The sequence below is a fragment of the Bacillus sp. ISL-78 genome (assembly GCF_018613455.1).
Lineage (GTDB): Bacteria > Bacillota > Bacilli > Bacillales > DSM-1321 > Peribacillus > Peribacillus frigoritolerans.
The window spans coordinates 292,760-310,205 of the sequence record NZ_JAGGQC010000004.1; the positions used below are offsets into that span (position 1 = coordinate 292,760).

Below are 17,446 nucleotides of genomic sequence, written 5' to 3' on the forward strand. Positions count from 1 at the left end.
GAAAGGGGAGAGGGCATAGTGATAGTGGATTCGGTTAAAAAGGGACTTCTTTCGGGCTTGAATACAACCTGGTCTTTGGGGAAAGTGATATTTCCGGTTACTCTGATCGTCACTGTGCTTCAATATACGCCTGTATTGCCGTACATCATCAACTTGATAGCGCCTTTGATGAATCTCATCGGTCTTCCGGGGGATGCAGCAATTCCGCTTGTATTAGGGAATTTCCTGAATTTATACGCAGCGATTGCTGGCATATTAACGCTTGATTTGACTGTGAAAGAAGTTTTTATCATCGCTATGATGCTATCTTTTTCACATAATTTATTGATCGAGTCAGGTGTGGCGATGAAAACCGGTGTCAAGCTGTGGGTCATCCTAACAGTACGGATCGGGCTCGCGCTTTTGTCCGCGGTCGTCATCAATCTTGTTTGGCAGGGCGGATCTGAAATGGCCCAAGGAACGGCTATCGGGGAGGCTGCAGAGATTAACGGAACGGGAGCAATCCTTTTGCATGGGGTCATCCAGGCCTTTTCAGGAATTGGCCAGCTGGCGGTCATCGTTATTCCGCTCATGGTGGCGGTTCAAATCATGAAGGATTTAAAGTGGCTGGAAGCCTTCTCGAAAGCCCTTGCTCCCTTCATGAAGGTCCTGGGGATGAAGCCGAATGCTTCCATGCCTTTCGTTACAGGCCTGACTCTCGGTTTGGCATATGGCGCAGGCGTAATGATTCAAGCGGCTAAAGAGGATAATGTTTCGAAGAAAGATATGACGATTGCATTCATCTTTTTAGTTGCCTGCCATGCTGTTGTAGAAGACACACTGATTTTTATTCCGCTGGGGATTTCGGTCTTGCCGCTGTTACTTATTCGGCTGCTCACTGCCATTGTTTTAACGATGGTCGTTGCGTATATATGGAACCGGACTGCTAGGGTACAGAGAAAGGAAGCTGTATATGAACAGTAACATAACTACATTATTATTTGATCTTGATGGTACGTTGATCAATACAAATGAATTGATCATCGCCTCTTTTACAGAAACTTTAAACCACTTTTGTCCTGGAAAGTACAATCGGGAAGATATCATTCCATTTATCGGACCGACTTTGGTCGATACGTTTTCTTCCATTGATCCAAAACGTGTGGATGAAATGATCGCATACTATCGGGAGCATAATTGGAGGAACCATGATTTGCTTGTCACACAATTTGACGGGGTGTTCGAAACCGTTCAAACGTTGAAGCAGAGCGGTTATAAATTGGCAGTCGTTACGACAAAGAAGCGTGATGTCGTCGAAAAGGGCCTGCGTTTAAGCAAACTGGATCAGTTCTTTGAAGTGGTGGTCACACTGGATGAGGTGGAAAGGGCAAAGCCGGACCCAGAGCCTTTGGTAAAAGCTTTAAATCAACTCGGTTCGGTTCCTGAAGAAGCGATCATGATTGGCGACAGTTATCATGATATTATGGGCGGGAAAAATACAGGTACAAAAACGGCAGGGGTCTCCTGGTCAATTAAAGGACGTGAATTCCTGGAAAGCTATCACCCTGATTATATGCTTGAGCAGATGGCGGATTTATTGAATATCGTTGAGGGTGAAAAACTCACGGAGGCTAGAAAAAAATGAGACGCACGTCCCGCTATCCAGTTGAAGGGGCCAATTCACTATGGCATGTATATAAGACGGTTCCATTCTGGAAAGTCGTCAAGAATTTTGTGGTGATACAGCTAGCGCGTTACACGCCTTTTCTGGGCATGAAGAATTGGCTATACAGGACTTTTTTACATATGAAGGTCGGGAAGCATACTTCGTTTGCCTTGATGGTCATGCCGGATGTGATGTTTCCGGAAAAAATATCGGTCGGAATAAATACTGTCATTGGCTATAATACGACGATACTTGCTCATGAATATTTGATTCATGAATATCGTTTAGGAGAAGTAGTCATTGGCGATGAAGTATTGATTGGCGCGAATTCGACCATTCTACCAGGACTTTCAATTGGTAATGGGGCGGTTGTCTCTGCGGGGACGCTTGTCCATAAGGATGTTCCGGAGGGAGCTTTCGTTGGGGGGAATCCAATGAAAATCATATATACCAAAGAGGAAATGCTTGAGAGAGAGCAGCAAACTTCCTTATGAAAAAAGGACTTGCCCTATATGCGGCAGGTCCTTTTTAATGGCATTTTGGGTATAACGGAGTCAGTTCATTCTTTAGGTGGTCTATCACTTCGTTGATTGATATATGTTCCTGGTTAACTGTCGCTTCATACGTTTCTTTTAAAATTCGAAAAAACCTTTCCTGTTCCTGTTTTTCCATATTGACCTTGTCCTCCTATCATCTATTAAAGATTTATGAAGAGGGAGCTGAACAGCTTCAGCCCCGCATCTCATTTATCTATTCCGATTTCAATAAATCGGCAACCAATACGTACAGTTCCTGTGCACTACCAATATATGAAAAAGGGTAGCAGGTTGTTACTGTAAGTGTGGCTTTAGGCTTGGGAACGATCACGGTACGGTCATCTGCATCGACGATACGGACCTTCCTCACTTTATATGTAAACGTACCTGCTTCTGTTTTGGCAATCAGCAAGTCACCCTTGCCGACTTCACCTAGATCTCTGAAAATTGTATCTCGGTGACCGGATAAAACGGAATTATCCTTTTCACAGGGAAGGACAATTCTGCCACTTGTTCTGCAGATAATTCATCAATTGTTTCAAAATACTCTAGTTGATTCATCCTATCGGAGATCGCCATTAAACGAGATTCTAAAGAAGGGTCTTCGACGATAGGCAAAAGGTGGTTCATGAACCTGTAGAGCACTTCGTCTGTAAGGCCGATCTCAGTAAAGAGACCATCCATTAAATCGCTGATCTCTTCCTAATCATAATCCATTTCTAAATCGATGATATCCTCAATGTCGTAAATGAAGTGGAAGGTATCGATGATGAATCACCCTCTTCCCGTTCGCCGTATTCCATCAATAATTCAGTAAGTTCAGCTTCTGTCAATTCATATGTTTAAGTAGATTCTGTATGGTCTCAGGAGTGACGGCAGGTCCTAATGTTTCACGCAACTCTTCTGCCGCTTTCAGTTCATTCAATGTTAAGTCGTGTAATAGGATAGATACTCTTCCGATTCTTCTTGCGTCATTCTAACTTCAGAAAGGTATGCATTAATCTCATCCTGGTTGATCTTAGTTGCCGCAAAAACCTTCGTTCCGCTTGAACCCAGTGAAAAAAGAACGATCAGTGCCACAAAAAACTTTATTCCCATACCTCCTTAAATTTACCTAATATTGCAAAACTCCTAAATATTATAAAACATCTAAACCAAAAGGTACACATTAATAACAATGAATGGCTAAAGATAGGAATAACTATCCGGTGAAAAGGGACGACTCCTTCCATTTTGGCTTAAACCGACATGAAGAATATCCAAAACCGACGTGGTATGGAAGGAATGGGATTAGGCATATTTTCCTTGACGTGAGTTGGGGGCAGGGGTAAACTATTAATAACTTCAACCTGCTACCATATTAGCGAACTAAAGTGATTTAATAGATTATTGTGATTATTTATAGGATTATGTCATTTTATTTGATACTATTTTTATATGTTATCCGAAATTTGGATTTAAGCGTGAAAACCTTGGAAAGATAAAGGGATAAACAAAATAGGGAATGGGTGCATCGGTTTTTGCCTATAGGCGGACCGATTGGATATATAGATAGTAATCAATATTTCAAAAGGATGTGCAGTCGTGACAAAGCCATTTATGTTTGAAAAGCCATTAGGCATGAGAGATACATTGCCGGTGCTGTATGAAACGAAAGTGTCGGCCAGAAATAAAATGAGTGATGAAATCAAGAAGTGGGGCTATCAATTTATTGAAACGCCAGCTTTGGAATATTATGAAACAATTGGCGAGGCTTCAGCAATATTGGATCAACAGTTGTTTAAACTTCTTGATTCCCAGGGGCATACGCTCGTACTCCGTCCCGAGATGACAGCGCCCATCGCACGGGTCGCAGCATCCAAACTGTTAAAACAGCAAATTCCGCTTCGCCTGGCCTATTCCGCGAATGTATACCGGGCACAGCAGCGTGAAGGAGGCAGGCCGGCAGAATTCGAACAGATTGGCATTGAATGTATCGGAAATAAGTCAATAAGTGCCGATGCTGAAATGATTGCCCTGCTTGCGGATGCTCTAAAGGCTGCAGGGCTTCAGGAATTTAAAATTTCCATTGGACATATCGGATTTCTGCAAGAGTTTTTCTTGAGCATTCTAGGTACGGAGGAAAGGGCCTCTATATTAAGGAAGTTTTTGTATGAAAAAAATTATGTTGGATATCGCGAGCATGTTAAATCACTGCCGCTTTCATCCATTGATAAACAACGGCTTATCGAATTTACCTCCTTACGTGGCAGTGAAGGAACCATGGAAAAGGCGCTAGGGTTGGTTGAAAATAATAAAGGGCAAGATTCTTTGGCTGAACTGAAGGAATTGTCTGCGCAGCTAAAAGAATTTGACGTTGAACAATATGTGAGCTTCGACCTAACATTGGTCAGTCATATGAGTTATTACACGGGAACTTTATTTGAAGTGTATGCCGGACAAGTCGGTTTTCCAATCGGCAATGGCGGCCGGTATGATAATCTGCTTGAGAAGTTCGGCTGGAATGCTTCGGCCACAGGTTTTGCGATCCGGGTGGATCGTCTTGCAGAAGCTCTTGGGGAGCCGATTCAGCCTGTCGCGCCAGAATGTATTTTATTCAGTCCCGAACGAAGATTGGAAGCGATCGGTTTTGCAAGGGAAAAACGCTCCGAAGGGAAATTGGTAACGATTCAAGATATTACAGTCGTCCAAAATGTCGATGCTTTTACACGGACATTTTCTGAAGTTCATTTATTCGTGGGGAATGGGGGGAATGGAAAAGATGAATAATAGCTTTTTAACGATTGCCATGCCGAAAGGTAGAATATTTGAAGAAGCGGCAGAGCTATTAAGAAAGGCCGGTTTTCGTCTCCCTCCCGAGTTTGATGATTCCCGGAAATTGATTCTTGAAGTGGAAGAAGAGAATCTGCGGTTCATTTTAGCTAAACCGATGGATGTAGTAACCTATGTGGAACACGGCGTCGCTGACATTGGAATTGCAGGGAAGGATGTCATGCTAGAGGAAGAACGTGATGTCTATGAGTTACTTGATTTGAAAATCAGTGCCTGCTACTTGGCTGTAGCTGGACTGCCTGGTACGAAAATAAGTGACATCGCCCCCAAAATAGCCAGTAAATACCCGAATGTTGCTTCCAGTTATTTTCGCGAGCAGGGGGAGCAAGTCGAGATTATAAAGTTGAATGGGTCTATAGAGTTAGCACCGTTAATAGGTTTAGCTGAACGAATCGTCGATATCGTTTCAACTGGGCGGACATTGAAGGAAAACGGTCTTGTGGAATATGCGAAAATCGCCAATGTGACTTCGAGGCTGGTGGCAAACCCTGTCAGCTATCGAATTAAAGAAGCAAGGATTACTGAAATCGTGGAACGGCTAGCAGAAATTATTGAATAGTAAAGAATCGCTAATGAGGTGAAGGTATGAAAATAGAACGGTTTGCTGAAGGGATTTCCCTGAAACGCTCGGTTGAAGCAGGTACTGCCGATCAAAGAAAAGCGGTTCAGGATATTATTTATGATGTCAGGAAAAGCGGAAACGCAGCTATACGTACCTATACCGAACGTTTCGATGGCGTCAGTCCAGGGGACTTGCTTGTATCGGAGCAGGAAATGGAAGAAGTGTCAGCGGCATTGACTGCTGAGCAGCTTGAGATTATTCAAGAAGCTGCGAATAATATCCGAATGTTTCACGAGAAACAAATTCGAAATTCATGGTTTACGACTGATGATACGGGAACGATGCTAGGACAAAAATTGACACCTCTTGATGCAGTAGGTGTTTATGTACCTGGAGGCACAGCGGCCTATCCTTCGTCAGTATTGATGAATGCCCTGCCTGCGAAGGCCGCGGGGGTGGAACGGATCGTTATGGTATCTCCTCCAGGGAAAGATGGGAAATTATCGCCAGCGGTTTTGGCAGCAGCCAAAATTGCCGGAGTTAAGGAAATCTATAAAGTTGGCGGGGCTCAGGCCATAGCTGCCCTCGCTTATGGGACGGAAACAATTAAGAAAGTGGATAAAATAGTGGGTCCGGGAAATATATATGTGGCGTTAGCGAAGCGCGAAGTATTCGGGGATGTCGCCATTGATATGATAGCAGGTCCAAGTGAAATAGCGATATTGGCGGACGAAACGGCCATCGCTGAAGAAGTAGCGGCAGACTTGTTATCACAGGCTGAGCATGATGCCCGGGCTTGCAGTGTTTTGGTCACGACTTCTACGTCTCTTGCAGAAGAAGTGGCAGCAGAAGTGACCAAGCAGGTGGCGTTGCTTCCACGTAATGATATTGCTGGAGCATCGATAAGGGATTATGGAAGAATCGTTGTATGCGGGAATATGGCAGAAGCTGTTGAAGCGATTAATGAACTTGCACCGGAACATTTGGAAATTGTGACCAAAGATGCACTTGAAATCATGGCTAAAATCCGCCATGCCGGTGCAATCTTCATTGGCCGCTTTAGCTCGGAGCCCGTCGGGGATTACTTTGCAGGCCCCAATCATGTGTTGCCCACCAATGGAACCGCCCGTTTTTCCAGCCCGCTGAATGTGGATGATTTCCAAAAGAAATCGAGCATCATCATGTATAGTGAAACGGCCTTCCGCAAAAATGCAAAAAAAATCGCAGCATTTGCCCGAATGGAAGGACTTGAGGCCCATGCCCGTGCCATTGAATCACGTGGTGTGAATGAATCGGGAAAAGGTCCTGAAGATTAAATAAGTGAAATCAGTTAAATCAATGAAATAAAGACTTTAGACATGCTTTTACATCTTGGGAAAAGGGGTCTTACCCCGTTGAGGAGGAGCTGTAATGGAACGTTTTGCTAGTGTGGAGCGAAAGACGAATGAAACGGAAATAAGTTTGAAGTTTGATGTGGATGGGGAAGGTAATTCCTCCATTAAGACCGGCGTTCCGTTTATGACGCATATGCTGGATTTGTTCACGAAACACGGGAAGTTTGATTTGACAGTAGATGCAAATGGGGATACAGACGTGGATGATCACCATACAACTGAAGATATTGGCATTTGTTTGGGTCAGACGTTATTGGAGGCCCTTGGAGACAAGCGCGGGATAAAGCGTTACGGAAATGCATTCGTACCTATGGATGAAGCACTCGCCCAGGTTGTCATCGATTTAAGCAATCGTCCGCATCTGGAGTTCCGGGCTGAGTTTCCTTCGCAAAAGGTCGGTACTTTCGATACTGAACTGGTGCACGAGTTTCTTTGGAAATTCGCTCTTGAAGCCAGGATGAACCTTCATGTAGTCGTTCATTACGGTCACAACACACATCATATGATCGAAGCAATATTCAAAGCGCTTGGACGTGCATTGGATGAAGCTACGACAATCGATCCACGTGTCAAAGGCATCCCTTCGACGAAAGGAATGTTGTAAATGATCGGGATCGTCGATTATGGCATGGGGAATTTATTTTCTGTAAGTAAAGGGCTTGAGCGCCTTGGTGCCGATTCATTCATTTCCGATGACCCAAAAGAACTTTCAAAGTCGAAAGGAATCATACTTCCCGGCGTTGGCTCTTTCAGGGATGCCATGAGTCTCTTGGAAAAACAAAAGCTGGATGAATTTCTGCGGGGATATGTAGCGGATGGGGGGTATCTATTAGGCATCTGCCTTGGTATGCAGCTTCTCTTTGATGAAAGTGAGGAAAATGGACCGGCAAAAGGATTATCCCTCATCCCGGGAAAAGTCGTTCGTTTTAAGGGAGTGGATGCGAATGACCAGGTTTATAAAGTGCCTCACATGGGCTGGAATCGACTTGAATTCAAACACGCATCACCAGTGAATGAGGGGCTGGAAGAGGAGCATGTTTATTTCGTCCATTCATACTACGTCGATACAGATGAATCATTCGTGACCGCTTCGGCGACTTATGATGTGGAAGTGCCGGCGATCGTCGGTAAAGGGAATGTATTCGGCATGCAGTTCCATCCGGAAAAAAGCGGGAATATGGGCATGTCACTCTTGAGAAATTATCTGTCATTAGTAGAAGGGAAGGAAGAAGCATGAGCAACTTTACTATTTACCCGGCGATTGATATGCGCGGAGGCAAATGCGTCCGCTTAATCCAGGGAGATTACGATCAGGAAACCGTTTATGGTGATTCCCCCTTCGATATGGCTAAAAGCTTTGCGGACCAAGGAGCCGGTTGGATACATATGGTCGACCTTGACGGAGCTAAAGAGGGAGTAAGAATCAATGATTCATACGTAATTAAAGCGGCAAGTGAGTTAGGCGCCCGCATTCAAATCGGCGGAGGCATCCGAACGGAACGGGATATAGCCCATTATCTGGATAATGGAGTTGAACGTGTCATTCTAGGCAGCTCGGCCGTTTCAGACCCTGATTTCACTAAAGATATGATTAGGAAGTATGGAAGCCATATTGCAATCGGGATCGATGCGAAGGATGGTAAGGTTGCCACTCATGGCTGGCTTCAAACGTCCGGAACCCTTGCGGTAGATCTTGGCAAACTACTGGCCGATGCTGGTGCCGAGACCTTTATCGTGACTGATATCGCGACGGATGGCATGCTTTCAGGCCCGAATGTGAAAGGTATATTGGCCATGGCGGAGGCAACTGGTAAAAACGTGATTGCTTCAGGAGGCATTAGTTCACTCGAAGACCTTATCACCCTCAAGGAGTATGAAGCCCAAGGAATTGCAGGGGCTATCATTGGCAAGGCACTTTATACCAACCGCTTTACTGTAGAAGATGCACTAGAAAAGGTGCGTGGTTAAATGCTCACTAAACGAATTATTCCATGTCTCGATGTAAAAGATGGGCGCGTAGTCAAGGGCATACAATTCGTTTCCCTTAGGGATGCTGGAGATCCGGTTGAACTTGCAGCCTTTTACGACCAAGAAGGTGCCGATGAGCTTGTCTTCCTGGATATTTCCGCATCACATGAAGGCAGGGAAACGATCGTCGACGTCGTTCAAGCGGTAGCGGGCAGCTTGGCAATCCCGTTCACGGTGGGCGGCGGCATTAATTCATTGGCGGATATGAAGAAGATCCTGCGGGCTGGTGCCGATAAAGTATCCTTAAATACAGCAGCCATCCTGCGTCCGGATTTAATTAATGAAGGTGCTGATTATTTTGGTTCCCAATGTATCGTGGTTGCCATAGACGCCCGATATGATGAAGGGCTTGGGTCTTGGCGCGTATATACCCACGGAGGCCGGAAACCGACTGAATGGGAAGTGACCGAGTGGGCGAAGGAAGCCGTATCCCGCGGTGCTGGGGAAATTTTGTTGACAAGCATGGATTGTGACGGCGAGAAACAAGGGTTTAATATCGCTTTGACAAAAACGGTATCTGAAGCCGTTTCAGTTCCGGTCATCGCCTCTGGCGGGGCAGGCAACGCTGAACATTTCCAGGAAGCCTTCCAAGAAGGGAAAGCCGACGCAGCATTAGCGGCATCGATTTTTCATTATAAAGAAACATCCGTTAAAGAAGTCAAAGCGTTTCTTAAACAACAAGGAGTGGTTGTACGATGAATCTTGAAACTATTAAATACGATGAAAAAGGTCTGGTACCGGCAATCATTCAAGATGCAGGAACAGGCGAAGTGCTGACACTTGCTTACATGAATCAAGAATCTCTGCAATTGTCGATTGAAAAAGGGGAAACGGTTTTCTTCAGCCGTTCGCGCAATGAATTATGGCATAAAGGAGCAACCAGCGGCAATATCCAGAAAATCACCGAAATGAAGTATGACTGCGATCAAGATGCATTGGTCGTTCGGGTCGTGCCTGCAGGTCCTGCGTGCCATACAGGGGCAACAAGCTGTTTTAGCGAAACGATTTACCAAAATGGTGAAGCCGGACAAGACGTGAAGGCGAATGTGACTTTTTTGACGGAATTGGAAAGACTGATTGAAAAAAGAAAATCGGAAATGCCTGAAGGTTCATATACGACCTACCTATTCGATAAGGGCGTGGATAAGATACTGAAGAAAGTCGGTGAAGAAGCGTCGGAAGTGATCATTGCTGCTAAGAACCGTGATGCAGAGGAACTTTCGATGGAAAGTGCCGATCTCCTCTATCACTTATTCGTTCTTCTTCAAGAGCAGGAGCTGCCTTTCCAAGCGGTGCTTGATGTATTGAAGGCTAGACATGCCGATAAGGACGAACCGAAAGAAACCGAATGAATGGTGAAAGCCCTCCGTCAATAGGAGGGCTTTTATATGTATTTACGATCGCGAGCAGTGATCTTGAGTCCCCGTATGACAAGGAAAATGCTTTAATTTTTCTTGAAAATAGCATGATGGTACCCGTTTTCCATTTTCTTGAATTGTTCGGCAAATTTTCTCCAATATGTTATAATACTATGGTTAATCAACTTGTAGATGGAGGATTACATGAGTAAAGACTCTAAATTTGGCCAACAGGCAAAAATTCTAACCTTTCACCCAACAGGTGAGTATTATTTCACCAAGGGTTTAAAAGCTTATCATAGACGGGAATTACCTAAATCAAAGAAATACCTGGAACGTGCGCTGGAACTTGAACCTGCTGAACCGATGATAGCTTGTCAATTGGCAATCACTTGCTCGGAAATCGGTGAATATAATTATTCAAACAACCTTTTGGAAAACATCTTGGATGTGATGGATCCCTATATGTCGGAATGTCATTACTTCCTGGCGAATAATTATGCCCACTTAGGCATGTTCAAGGAGGCTTATCGTCACGCCAGTGCTTACCTTGATAAAGAAGAAGACGGGGAGTTCAGCGATGACGCGGAGGATCTGCTTGAATTGATAACTTTTGAGTCGGATGAGTCAGAAGAAAACCCCTTTAAGCATGATGGGCTCATTACCAAACAGGAACAAGCCCGAGAGTACCTGGAATCAGGCAATTTCCCGAAGGCGATCGAAGTGCTGAAAGAAACGATTGCCGAGTATGAGGATTACTGGTCCGCTTATAATAACCTGGCACTTGCCTATTTCTATCTTGGTCAAGTGAATGAAGCTTTTGCAACACTTGATGAGGTACTGGAAAAAAGTCCGGGAAACCTGCATGCGCTTTGTAACCTTGTTGTATTTCATCATTATCAACAGGATGAGGCAAAGGTTGAAGAGCTCATACAGATGCTGGAGAAAATTAGGCCGATGCTATCCGAACATCGTTTCAAGCTTGGAGCGACCTTCGCTCTGATCGGCAATTATGCTTCTGCATATAATTGGCTGAAAGGACTTCAAAAGCAAGGGTTCGAAGGAGATGGAACCTTCTACTATTGGCTTACCATTTCCGCTTATCACTTAGGCCATGAACAGGCTGCCAAAAAGGCATGGAAAAGGGTCGTGGAAATGAACCCGGAAAAGGAAGGCATGGAGCCTTGGGGAGATATGAATGCAACTTCAGATGGTTTTGAACACCATTTTCCTTCTATTATAAAAAGGCTGGAAAGTGAATTCATCGAAGAAAGGCTTTTTGCCATTTTCCTTCTGAAACATTCGGTTCATAAACAGAAGCTATTGAAAAACCAGGTCCTCAACCTAAACCAGAATTTCACTGAATTGGAACGTGATTATGCCGAACTTGTTCAAGTTCCTGCTAAAGATCGCCAGTTAACACCGATTGATTTTGCCGATCGCACAGCTGAGTTATTATATCAGCATTTCCAACCGATACAATTAAATGAAGCCGGGCTCTATTTAATGTGGTTTTCCGTTTTCATCGAAGCGGTGAAATCCGAGCAGAAGCTAAATAATCCTGCAGGATGGGCATCTGCGGTGGAGTATGTGTGGACTCAGCTTAAAAGTGAGAAGGCGAGCAAACAGGCAATCGCAGACAAACATTTCATTTCGGTGTCCACCTTATCGAAGTACGTGAAGTTGGTTCAAAACTTACTCGGATGAGCAGATATTTGGACGAAAAATTATTTGTTATATAGGATAATAGGTAGGGAACACTAACCGTAGTGAAGGTTCCATTTGTAATGGAATATGGAGGAGTGAAAACATGTCTGAAAAAATTTATGACGTTGTTATTATTGGAGCTGGTCCAGCAGGGATGACGGCGGCTGTCTATACATCACGTGCGAACCTTTCAACATTGATGTTAGAACGCGGAGTACCGGGCGGGCAAATGGCCAATACGGAGGAAGTTGAAAATTATCCTGGATTCGACACTATACTCGGACCTGAACTTTCAACGAAAATGTTTGACCATGCAAAGAAATTCGGTGCGGAGTATGCCTATGGGGATGTTAAGGAAATCATTGACGGTGAAGAGTATAAAACGATCAAAGCCGGTTCAAAGGAATTCAAAGCACGTTCAATCATCATTTCATCTGGTGCCGAATACAAGAAAATCGGCGTTCCTGGCGAAAAAGAATTGGGCGGCCGCGGTGTATCGTATTGTGCAGTTTGTGATGGTGCATTCTTCAAGCAAAAAGAACTGTTCGTTATCGGCGGCGGAGACTCTGCTGTTGAAGAGGGTGTGTACTTAACCCGCTTTGCTTCAAAAGTGACGATCGTTCACAGACGTGACGAACTTCGTGCTCAAAAGATTCTTCAAGATCGTGCATTTGCCAATGAGAAAATTAACTTCATCTGGAATCACACTTTGAAGGAAATCAATGAAAAAGGCGGCAAGGTCGGCGGTGTCACACTAGTTTCCACTGAAAACGGAGAAGAGACAGTGATGGATGCAGACGGTGTATTCATTTATATCGGAATGCTTCCGCTAACGAAACCATTTGAAAACTTGGGCATCTTGAATTCAACAGGTTATATTGAAACGAATGATCGGATGGAAACACGCGTACCTGGTATTTTCGCTGCAGGTGACGTTCGTGAAAAAACATTGCGCCAAATCGTTACAGCTACAGGCGATGGAAGCATTGCCGCCCAATCCGCTCAGCATTTTGTTGAGGAACTTCAAGAAAAATTGCAGCCAAAGGCTTGATTTCACAAGAATATACAATCGTAATTCCGTTTTAACGATGTTGTAACATGCGTGAAATAATGATTCGGTATAGTAGGGGATAGAAGTTGACCCCCTTTAATTATAAACGTTTAAGGACACAGAATAAGTTTCTGTGTCTTTTTTTTGTTTTCCTGCTTTGAGACTATATCTTTAGTTCCAATTTTTAGGATGTATCCAAGCGGTTTTTAATGTGAAGCAAGTCGTTCCTTTGCATTTAGGAAGCGAAAGTGGAGAAGAATAGGAGTTAAGCAGGATAAAGGCTTACCTATTTGATTCCTTGCGAATGAAGATTCCCCCAGTGCAGGAAGTTTACTTTATTGTTAGCTCATTTTAAAAATAGTATAATGATAAGATATACTAAACATATACATCTTTCATAATGGTAAGAAGATGAAAAATACAACTTGTTTGAACTATTAGCATTTGTAAATCGCCAAATGGATATCTAGCGGCGGTTTAAGGATATAAACTGAATCTCTTCAGCACGGGGGGTGAAGGTTTCTATAGTCGAGCAGAGCCAATCGAGGTGAAGAACGTGCAACGTGTCACAAACTGTGTATTGATCAGAGATAATCAAATCCTCTTATTGAAAAAGCCTAGACGCGGATGGTGGGTAGCTCCCGGCGGCAAGATGGAACCTGGGGAGTCTGTACGCGATGCTTGCATTAGGGAATATCGCGAAGAAACGGGCGTTTATTTAAAAAACCCTTCCATCAAAGGTATTTTCACCTTCATCATGAAGGACGGAGATAAAGTTTTATCAGAATGGATGATGTTCACTTTCTTTGCAACGGATTCCGATGGTGTAAATGTGGATGTTTGTGAAGAAGGGGAACTTAGCTGGCATCCGGTTGAAGATGTTAAAAAGCTGATGATGGCCGAAGGTGATTTTCACATCCTGGACTATATGGTTCATGGCAGTGGGATCATCTATGGAACCTTTACCTATACGCCAGAGTTCAAGCTGCTTTCTTACCGGTTGGATCCAGGTTAATTTTTAGATATAAAAAAGATGTTATATATGGGGGCGGAGAAACTATGAGTACAGGGCAGATGAGTGAAACGCAATTGGTCATCATTACCGGAATGTCCGGAGCAGGTAAGACGGTGGCGGTTCAAAGTTTTGAAGACCTCGGCTTTTTTTGCGTCGATAATTTGCCGCCCACGCTGTTGCCAAAGTTTTTGGAGTTAATGAAGGACTCCGGGAATAAGATGAATAAAGTGGCTCTTGTCATGGATTTAAGGGGAAGGGAATTTTTTGATTCCTTATTTCTTGCACTGGATAATTTAACGGATGCAGCTGCAGTATCACCAAGAATCCTTTTTCTTGAGGCTGATGATGATTCCTTGGTACGCAGGTATAAGGAAACGAGAAGGACCCACCCCCTTGCTCCATTAGGCCGGCCATTGGAAGGCATTAAAATGGAACGGGAACTTTTGGACGAATTGAAGGGAAGGGCCCAGTTGATCTTTAATACTTCCCAACTGAAACCGCGCGAATTGCGGGAGAAAATCGCTTCGGAGTTTTCTGCCGATAAAAGTGTCGGTTTTACAGTCAATGTCATGTCGTTTGGGTTCAAGCATGGTCTGCCGATAGATGCCGACCTTGTGTTCGATGTACGGTTCCTGCCAAATCCATATTATATTGACCATATGAGGCCAAGGACAGGCTTGGAAAAGGAAGTGTCGAGTTACGTTTTAAAATGGAGTGAGACGCAAAAATTCTTGGAAAAAGTGACCGATCTGCTCGCTTTCATGCTTCCGTATTATAAACGTGAAGGGAAAGCACAGCTTGTTGTTGCGATTGGGTGTACAGGCGGTCAGCACCGTTCTGTAGCATTGACGGAGTATATTTCAAACCACTTCAAAAAGGATTACAGGGTTCAAGTATCACATCGCGATATCGAAAAAAGTAAGGGGAAAGCAGATGTTAGATAAAAAGAAACAGCCTAAGGTTGTGATCATCGGAGGAGGAACCGGCCTTCCTGTTTTGTTGAGAGGGTTAAAGAAGCATCCGGTGGATATAACGGCAATCGTAACGGTTGCTGATGATGGTGGAAGTTCAGGCCGCCTTCGCGAGGATATGGATATTCCCGCTCCGGGTGATATTCGTAACGTGCTGGCTGCGTTATCGGATGTAGAGCCCCTTGTTGAACAAATGTTTCAGCATCGCTTTCAGAGTAAAAATGAGTTGTCCGGGCATTCGCTGGGCAATTTGATACTGGCGGCAATGACTTCGCTGACCGGGGATTTCGTCCATGCGATCCAGGAAATGAGTAAATTCCTTAATGTCCGCGGTAAAGTGCTTCCGGCTGCCAACCAAAGTGTGGTTCTCCATGCAGAGATGGATGACGGAACGGTTGTTACTGGAGAGTCCAAGATTCCCTTCTCAGGAAAGAAAATAAAAAAAGTATTCCTGTCTCCTCATCATATAAAGCCGCTTAGTGAAACTCTCCAGGAAATCAAGCAGGCAGATCTTATAGTCGTAGGTCCAGGAAGCCTATATACTAGCATTCTGCCTAACTTACTTGTCCCTGGATTAGGAGAAGAGGTTGCCCGTTCCAAGGCGAAGAAGGTGTACATTTGCAATTTGATGACACAAGCCGGCGAGACTCTGGATTATAGCGCGAGTGATCATATAAAAGCGATATATGACCATATGGGAAATGCATATATTGACAGGATACTTGTTAATAATGAGGAAATACCAACCGAGATTCAGCAGCGGTATCAAGCTGAATATGCAAAACCGGTCATGTATGATGTGGAAAGTTTAAAAATGATGGGGCTTGAAATCATACAAGAACGCATTTTCAGCTATGAAGGGAATGTAATACGCCATGATACGAAAAAAGTGGCGGATTTGCTTTATAATATGCTTGTAAATGAAACAAAAAGCCACATAGTTCCGTAGATATAAGCGGGGACGTTTTTTTGATTGATAAAAATAGAATACCTGCGTTCGATTGGGGGTGAAATGGATGTCTTTTGCTTCAGAAACAAAAAAAGAGCTTACAACATTAGAGGGAAAGGATTGCTGCGGTAAAGCCGAATTGTGTGCGCTTATCCGGATGAACGGATCCCTTTCATTTTCTAATCGGAAGCTTGTTGTGGATATTCAAACTGAGAATGCTGCGATTGCCAGAAGGATATATACGCTGCTGAAAAAAAGTTATGAGGTCCAGGTCGAGCTGTTGGTCCGTAAAAAGATGAAGCTTAAAAAGAACAATGTATATATTGTCAGGATGTCATCCGGAGGGCAGCGGGTTTTAACCGATTTGGAAATATTAGGCGATGGTTTTGAAATTCTCCATGATATATCCGATACTATTGTTGGGAAGAAATGCTGTAAGCGTTCTTATCTAAGAGGTGCATTTCTTGCAGGGGGTTCGGTAAACAATCCGGAAACGTCTTCCTATCACCTTGAGATTTTCTCACTTTATAAAGAGCACAATGATGCCCTTTGTGAGCTAATGAATAAGTTTGGCTTGAAGGCCAAGACGCTTGAACGCAAGAAGGGGTACATCATTTATTTGAAAGAAGCCGAAAAGATTGCCGAGTTTTTAAGTATAGTTGGCGCCCATTCAGCTTTATTAAGGTTCGAGGATGTACGGATTGTCCGTGATATGCGTAATTCAGTGAATAGGCTTGTGAATTGTGAAACAGCCAATTTGAACAAAACGATCGGGGCATCATTGCGCCAGGTTGAAAATATCCACTATATCGAGGATACGGTAGGACTTAGCATTTTACCGGATAAGCTTCGGGAAATTGCGGAGCTTAGGATAGCGTTTCAGGATATAACCTTAAAGGAACTTGGGGAAATGGTATCCGGGGGAACCATCAGTAAGTCCGGGATTAATCACCGATTGAGAAAGATTGATGAAATAGCTGACAGGCTCCGTGGGGGAGAGGCTATTGCTGCGAAAAAATAAAGCTAACAGGGGAGATCAAGATGGTGGAGAAACAAGTTGAGGTAAAATTGAAAACGGGTTTGCAAGCTCGGCCGGCGGCTCTTTTTGTACAAGAAGCTAACCGCTTTCATTCAGATGTTTTTCTTGAAAAAGAAGGAAAGAAAGTGAATGCAAAAAGTATAATGGGATTAATGAGCCTTGCCATCAGTTCTGGCGTGTCCGTGAAGTTAATCGTCGAAGGACGCGATGAAAAAGAAGCGTTGGAAGCATTGGAAGAGTTCGTTCAGCAAGAGGGTTAAAAAAGGGGATGCCTAAGTGTGCATCCTTTTCTTTTATCATGTAAAAAAGGCTCCGGAAGTCGCTTATCGCGATCTCCGGAGCCTTTCTTTTGTTGCAGG

The 17,446-nt window shown here is 43.9% G+C and carries 21 protein-coding genes and 1 pseudogene; 18 read left to right on the plus strand and 4 right to left on the minus strand.

Annotation, left to right across the window (positions count from 1 at the left end):
* The first annotated feature begins 18 nt into the window (after positions 1–18).
* The 3 genes from J7I96_RS06945 to J7I96_RS06955 are packed head-to-tail and all read left to right on the plus strand — an operon-like array spanning position 19 to position 2,139.
* Positions 19–963, plus strand: a complete 945-nt coding sequence (locus J7I96_RS06945; RefSeq protein WP_214922682.1) for a nucleoside recognition domain-containing protein — start codon at positions 19–21, stop codon at positions 961–963.
* A complete protein-coding gene (gene ppaX, locus J7I96_RS06950) occupies positions 953–1,624 on the plus strand; it encodes a pyrophosphatase PpaX (RefSeq protein WP_214773001.1) in 672 nt (223 codons plus the stop codon). Before J7I96_RS06945 ends, ppaX begins: the two co-directional genes overlap by 11 nt.
* Positions 1,621–2,139 (plus strand): acyltransferase, encoded by a 519-nt coding sequence (locus J7I96_RS06955; RefSeq protein WP_214922681.1) that lies wholly within the window; start codon positions 1,621–1,623, stop codon positions 2,137–2,139. The genes ppaX and J7I96_RS06955 overlap by 4 nt, the downstream gene beginning before the upstream one ends.
* A 34-nt stretch (positions 2,140–2,173) precedes the next feature.
* Here the strand turns inward: J7I96_RS06955 and J7I96_RS06960 are convergent, their stop codons facing one another.
* The 4 genes and pseudogenes from J7I96_RS06960 to J7I96_RS06975 all read right to left on the minus strand — a co-directional run bounded on the left by J7I96_RS06960 (position 2,174) and on the right by J7I96_RS06975 (position 3,279).
* Positions 2,174–2,317: a YwzD family small protein gene (locus J7I96_RS06960; RefSeq protein ID WP_214922680.1), complete on the minus strand. Its 144-nt coding sequence runs from the start codon at positions 2,315–2,317 to the stop codon at positions 2,174–2,176.
* 78 nt (positions 2,318–2,395) lie between these two features.
* Positions 2,396–2,680: pseudogene (locus tag J7I96_RS06965) on the minus strand (sortase); the annotation flags it as partial.
* Positions 2,614–2,865 carry a hypothetical protein gene (locus J7I96_RS06970; RefSeq protein WP_214922679.1) on the minus strand — a complete coding sequence of 84 codons (252 nt, stop codon included), beginning with the start codon at positions 2,863–2,865 and terminating at the stop codon, positions 2,614–2,616. The pseudogene J7I96_RS06965 and the gene J7I96_RS06970, both read right to left, overlap by 67 nt.
* A gap of 243 nt (positions 2,866–3,108) precedes the next feature.
* Positions 3,109–3,279, minus strand: a complete 171-nt coding sequence (locus J7I96_RS06975) for a hypothetical protein (RefSeq protein ID WP_214922678.1) — start codon at positions 3,277–3,279, stop codon at positions 3,109–3,111.
* A 486-nt stretch (positions 3,280–3,765) separates the two neighbouring features.
* Between J7I96_RS06975 and J7I96_RS06980 the strand changes: the two genes are divergently transcribed.
* The 15 genes from J7I96_RS06980 to J7I96_RS07050 all read left to right on the plus strand — a co-directional run bounded on the left by J7I96_RS06980 (position 3,766) and on the right by J7I96_RS07050 (position 17,347).
* Positions 3,766–4,950, plus strand: coding sequence for an ATP phosphoribosyltransferase regulatory subunit (locus J7I96_RS06980; RefSeq protein WP_214773005.1), 1,185 nt, complete (start codon positions 3,766–3,768; stop codon positions 4,948–4,950).
* On the plus strand, positions 4,943–5,572 hold the full coding sequence (gene hisG / locus J7I96_RS06985) for an ATP phosphoribosyltransferase (RefSeq protein ID WP_063577570.1): 630 nt from the start codon (positions 4,943–4,945) through the stop codon (positions 5,570–5,572). Before J7I96_RS06980 ends, hisG begins: the two co-directional genes overlap by 8 nt.
* 26 nt (positions 5,573–5,598) lie before the next feature.
* Entirely contained in the window at positions 5,599–6,891 is a 1,293-nt protein-coding gene (gene hisD / locus J7I96_RS06990) for a histidinol dehydrogenase (RefSeq protein ID WP_214922677.1), read from the plus strand.
* A gap of 94 nt (positions 6,892–6,985) precedes the next feature.
* Positions 6,986–7,573 (plus strand): imidazoleglycerol-phosphate dehydratase HisB, encoded by a 588-nt coding sequence (hisB, locus tag J7I96_RS06995; RefSeq protein WP_048688005.1) that lies wholly within the window; start codon positions 6,986–6,988, stop codon positions 7,571–7,573.
* Positions 7,574–8,206, plus strand: a complete 633-nt coding sequence (gene hisH, locus J7I96_RS07000; RefSeq protein ID WP_054398702.1) for an imidazole glycerol phosphate synthase subunit HisH — start codon at positions 7,574–7,576, stop codon at positions 8,204–8,206.
* Positions 8,203–8,937: a 1-(5-phosphoribosyl)-5-[(5-phosphoribosylamino)methylideneamino]imidazole-4-carboxamide isomerase gene (hisA, locus tag J7I96_RS07005; RefSeq protein WP_214773008.1), complete on the plus strand. Its 735-nt coding sequence runs from the start codon at positions 8,203–8,205 to the stop codon at positions 8,935–8,937. The genes hisH and hisA overlap by 4 nt, the downstream gene beginning before the upstream one ends.
* A complete protein-coding gene (hisF, locus tag J7I96_RS07010; RefSeq protein ID WP_063595784.1) occupies positions 8,938–9,696 on the plus strand; it encodes an imidazole glycerol phosphate synthase subunit HisF in 759 nt (252 codons plus the stop codon).
* Positions 9,693–10,349: a bifunctional phosphoribosyl-AMP cyclohydrolase/phosphoribosyl-ATP diphosphatase HisIE gene (gene hisIE, locus J7I96_RS07015; RefSeq protein WP_214922676.1), complete on the plus strand. Its 657-nt coding sequence runs from the start codon at positions 9,693–9,695 to the stop codon at positions 10,347–10,349. The genes hisF and hisIE overlap by 4 nt, the downstream gene beginning before the upstream one ends.
* A gap of 210 nt (positions 10,350–10,559) precedes the next feature.
* Positions 10,560–12,062 (plus strand): tetratricopeptide repeat protein, encoded by a 1,503-nt coding sequence (locus J7I96_RS07020; protein WP_214773010.1) that lies wholly within the window; start codon positions 10,560–10,562, stop codon positions 12,060–12,062.
* A 103-nt stretch (positions 12,063–12,165) separates the two neighbouring features.
* A complete protein-coding gene (trxB, locus tag J7I96_RS07025; protein ID WP_034309960.1) occupies positions 12,166–13,113 on the plus strand; it encodes a thioredoxin-disulfide reductase in 948 nt (315 codons plus the stop codon).
* Between the two features lie 556 nt (positions 13,114–13,669).
* Positions 13,670–14,128: an NUDIX hydrolase gene (locus J7I96_RS07030; protein WP_034309963.1), complete on the plus strand. Its 459-nt coding sequence runs from the start codon at positions 13,670–13,672 to the stop codon at positions 14,126–14,128.
* Positions 14,129–14,172: 44 nt separating this feature from the next.
* Complete coding sequence (gene rapZ, locus J7I96_RS07035; protein ID WP_214773011.1) at positions 14,173–15,072, plus strand: RNase adapter RapZ; 900 nt, start codon at positions 14,173–14,175, stop codon at positions 15,070–15,072.
* Positions 15,062–16,048, plus strand: coding sequence for a gluconeogenesis factor YvcK family protein (locus tag J7I96_RS07040; RefSeq protein ID WP_214773012.1), 987 nt, complete (start codon positions 15,062–15,064; stop codon positions 16,046–16,048). The genes rapZ and J7I96_RS07040 overlap by 11 nt, the downstream gene beginning before the upstream one ends.
* A 67-nt stretch (positions 16,049–16,115) precedes the next feature.
* Positions 16,116–17,069, plus strand: a complete 954-nt coding sequence (whiA, locus tag J7I96_RS07045; RefSeq protein WP_034309971.1) for a DNA-binding protein WhiA — start codon at positions 16,116–16,118, stop codon at positions 17,067–17,069.
* Positions 17,070–17,089: 20 nt separating this feature from the next.
* Positions 17,090–17,347 carry an HPr family phosphocarrier protein gene (locus J7I96_RS07050; RefSeq protein WP_048688029.1) on the plus strand — a complete coding sequence of 86 codons (258 nt, stop codon included), beginning with the start codon at positions 17,090–17,092 and terminating at the stop codon, positions 17,345–17,347.
* Positions 17,348–17,446 lie beyond the last annotated feature (99 nt).

Excerpts from the sequence above, each read along its gene's own strand:
- J7I96_RS06970 (WP_214922679.1), bottom strand. The coding sequence starts at position 2,865 with ATGGATGGTCTCTTTACTGAGATCGGCCTTACAGACGAAGTGCTCTAC.
- hisA (WP_214773008.1), top strand. The coding sequence starts at position 8,203 with ATGAGCAACTTTACTATTTACCCGGCGATTGATATGCGCGGAGGCAAA.
- J7I96_RS06955 (WP_214922681.1), top strand. The coding sequence starts at position 1,621 with ATGAGACGCACGTCCCGCTATCCAGTTGAAGGGGCCAATTCACTATGG.
- whiA (WP_034309971.1), top strand. The coding sequence starts at position 16,116 with ATGTCTTTTGCTTCAGAAACAAAAAAAGAGCTTACAACATTAGAGGGA.
- trxB (WP_034309960.1), top strand. The coding sequence starts at position 12,166 with ATGTCTGAAAAAATTTATGACGTTGTTATTATTGGAGCTGGTCCAGCA.
- hisD (WP_214922677.1), top strand. The coding sequence starts at position 5,599 with ATGAAAATAGAACGGTTTGCTGAAGGGATTTCCCTGAAACGCTCGGTT.
- J7I96_RS07050 (WP_048688029.1), top strand. The coding sequence starts at position 17,090 with ATGGTGGAGAAACAAGTTGAGGTAAAATTGAAAACGGGTTTGCAAGCT.
- hisF (WP_063595784.1), top strand. The coding sequence starts at position 8,938 with ATGCTCACTAAACGAATTATTCCATGTCTCGATGTAAAAGATGGGCGC.
- hisB (WP_048688005.1), top strand. The coding sequence starts at position 6,986 with ATGGAACGTTTTGCTAGTGTGGAGCGAAAGACGAATGAAACGGAAATA.
- hisG (WP_063577570.1), top strand. The coding sequence starts at position 4,943 with ATGAATAATAGCTTTTTAACGATTGCCATGCCGAAAGGTAGAATATTT.
- J7I96_RS06975 (WP_214922678.1), bottom strand. The coding sequence starts at position 3,279 with ATGGGAATAAAGTTTTTTGTGGCACTGATCGTTCTTTTTTCACTGGGT.
- hisH (WP_054398702.1), top strand. The coding sequence starts at position 7,574 with ATGATCGGGATCGTCGATTATGGCATGGGGAATTTATTTTCTGTAAGT.
- J7I96_RS06960 (WP_214922680.1), bottom strand. The coding sequence starts at position 2,317 with ATGGAAAAACAGGAACAGGAAAGGTTTTTTCGAATTTTAAAAGAAACG.
- hisIE (WP_214922676.1), top strand. The coding sequence starts at position 9,693 with ATGAATCTTGAAACTATTAAATACGATGAAAAAGGTCTGGTACCGGCA.
- J7I96_RS07020 (WP_214773010.1), top strand. The coding sequence starts at position 10,560 with ATGAGTAAAGACTCTAAATTTGGCCAACAGGCAAAAATTCTAACCTTT.
- J7I96_RS07040 (WP_214773012.1), top strand. The coding sequence starts at position 15,062 with ATGTTAGATAAAAAGAAACAGCCTAAGGTTGTGATCATCGGAGGAGGA.
- ppaX (WP_214773001.1), top strand. The coding sequence starts at position 953 with ATGAACAGTAACATAACTACATTATTATTTGATCTTGATGGTACGTTG.
- rapZ (WP_214773011.1), top strand. The coding sequence starts at position 14,173 with ATGAGTACAGGGCAGATGAGTGAAACGCAATTGGTCATCATTACCGGA.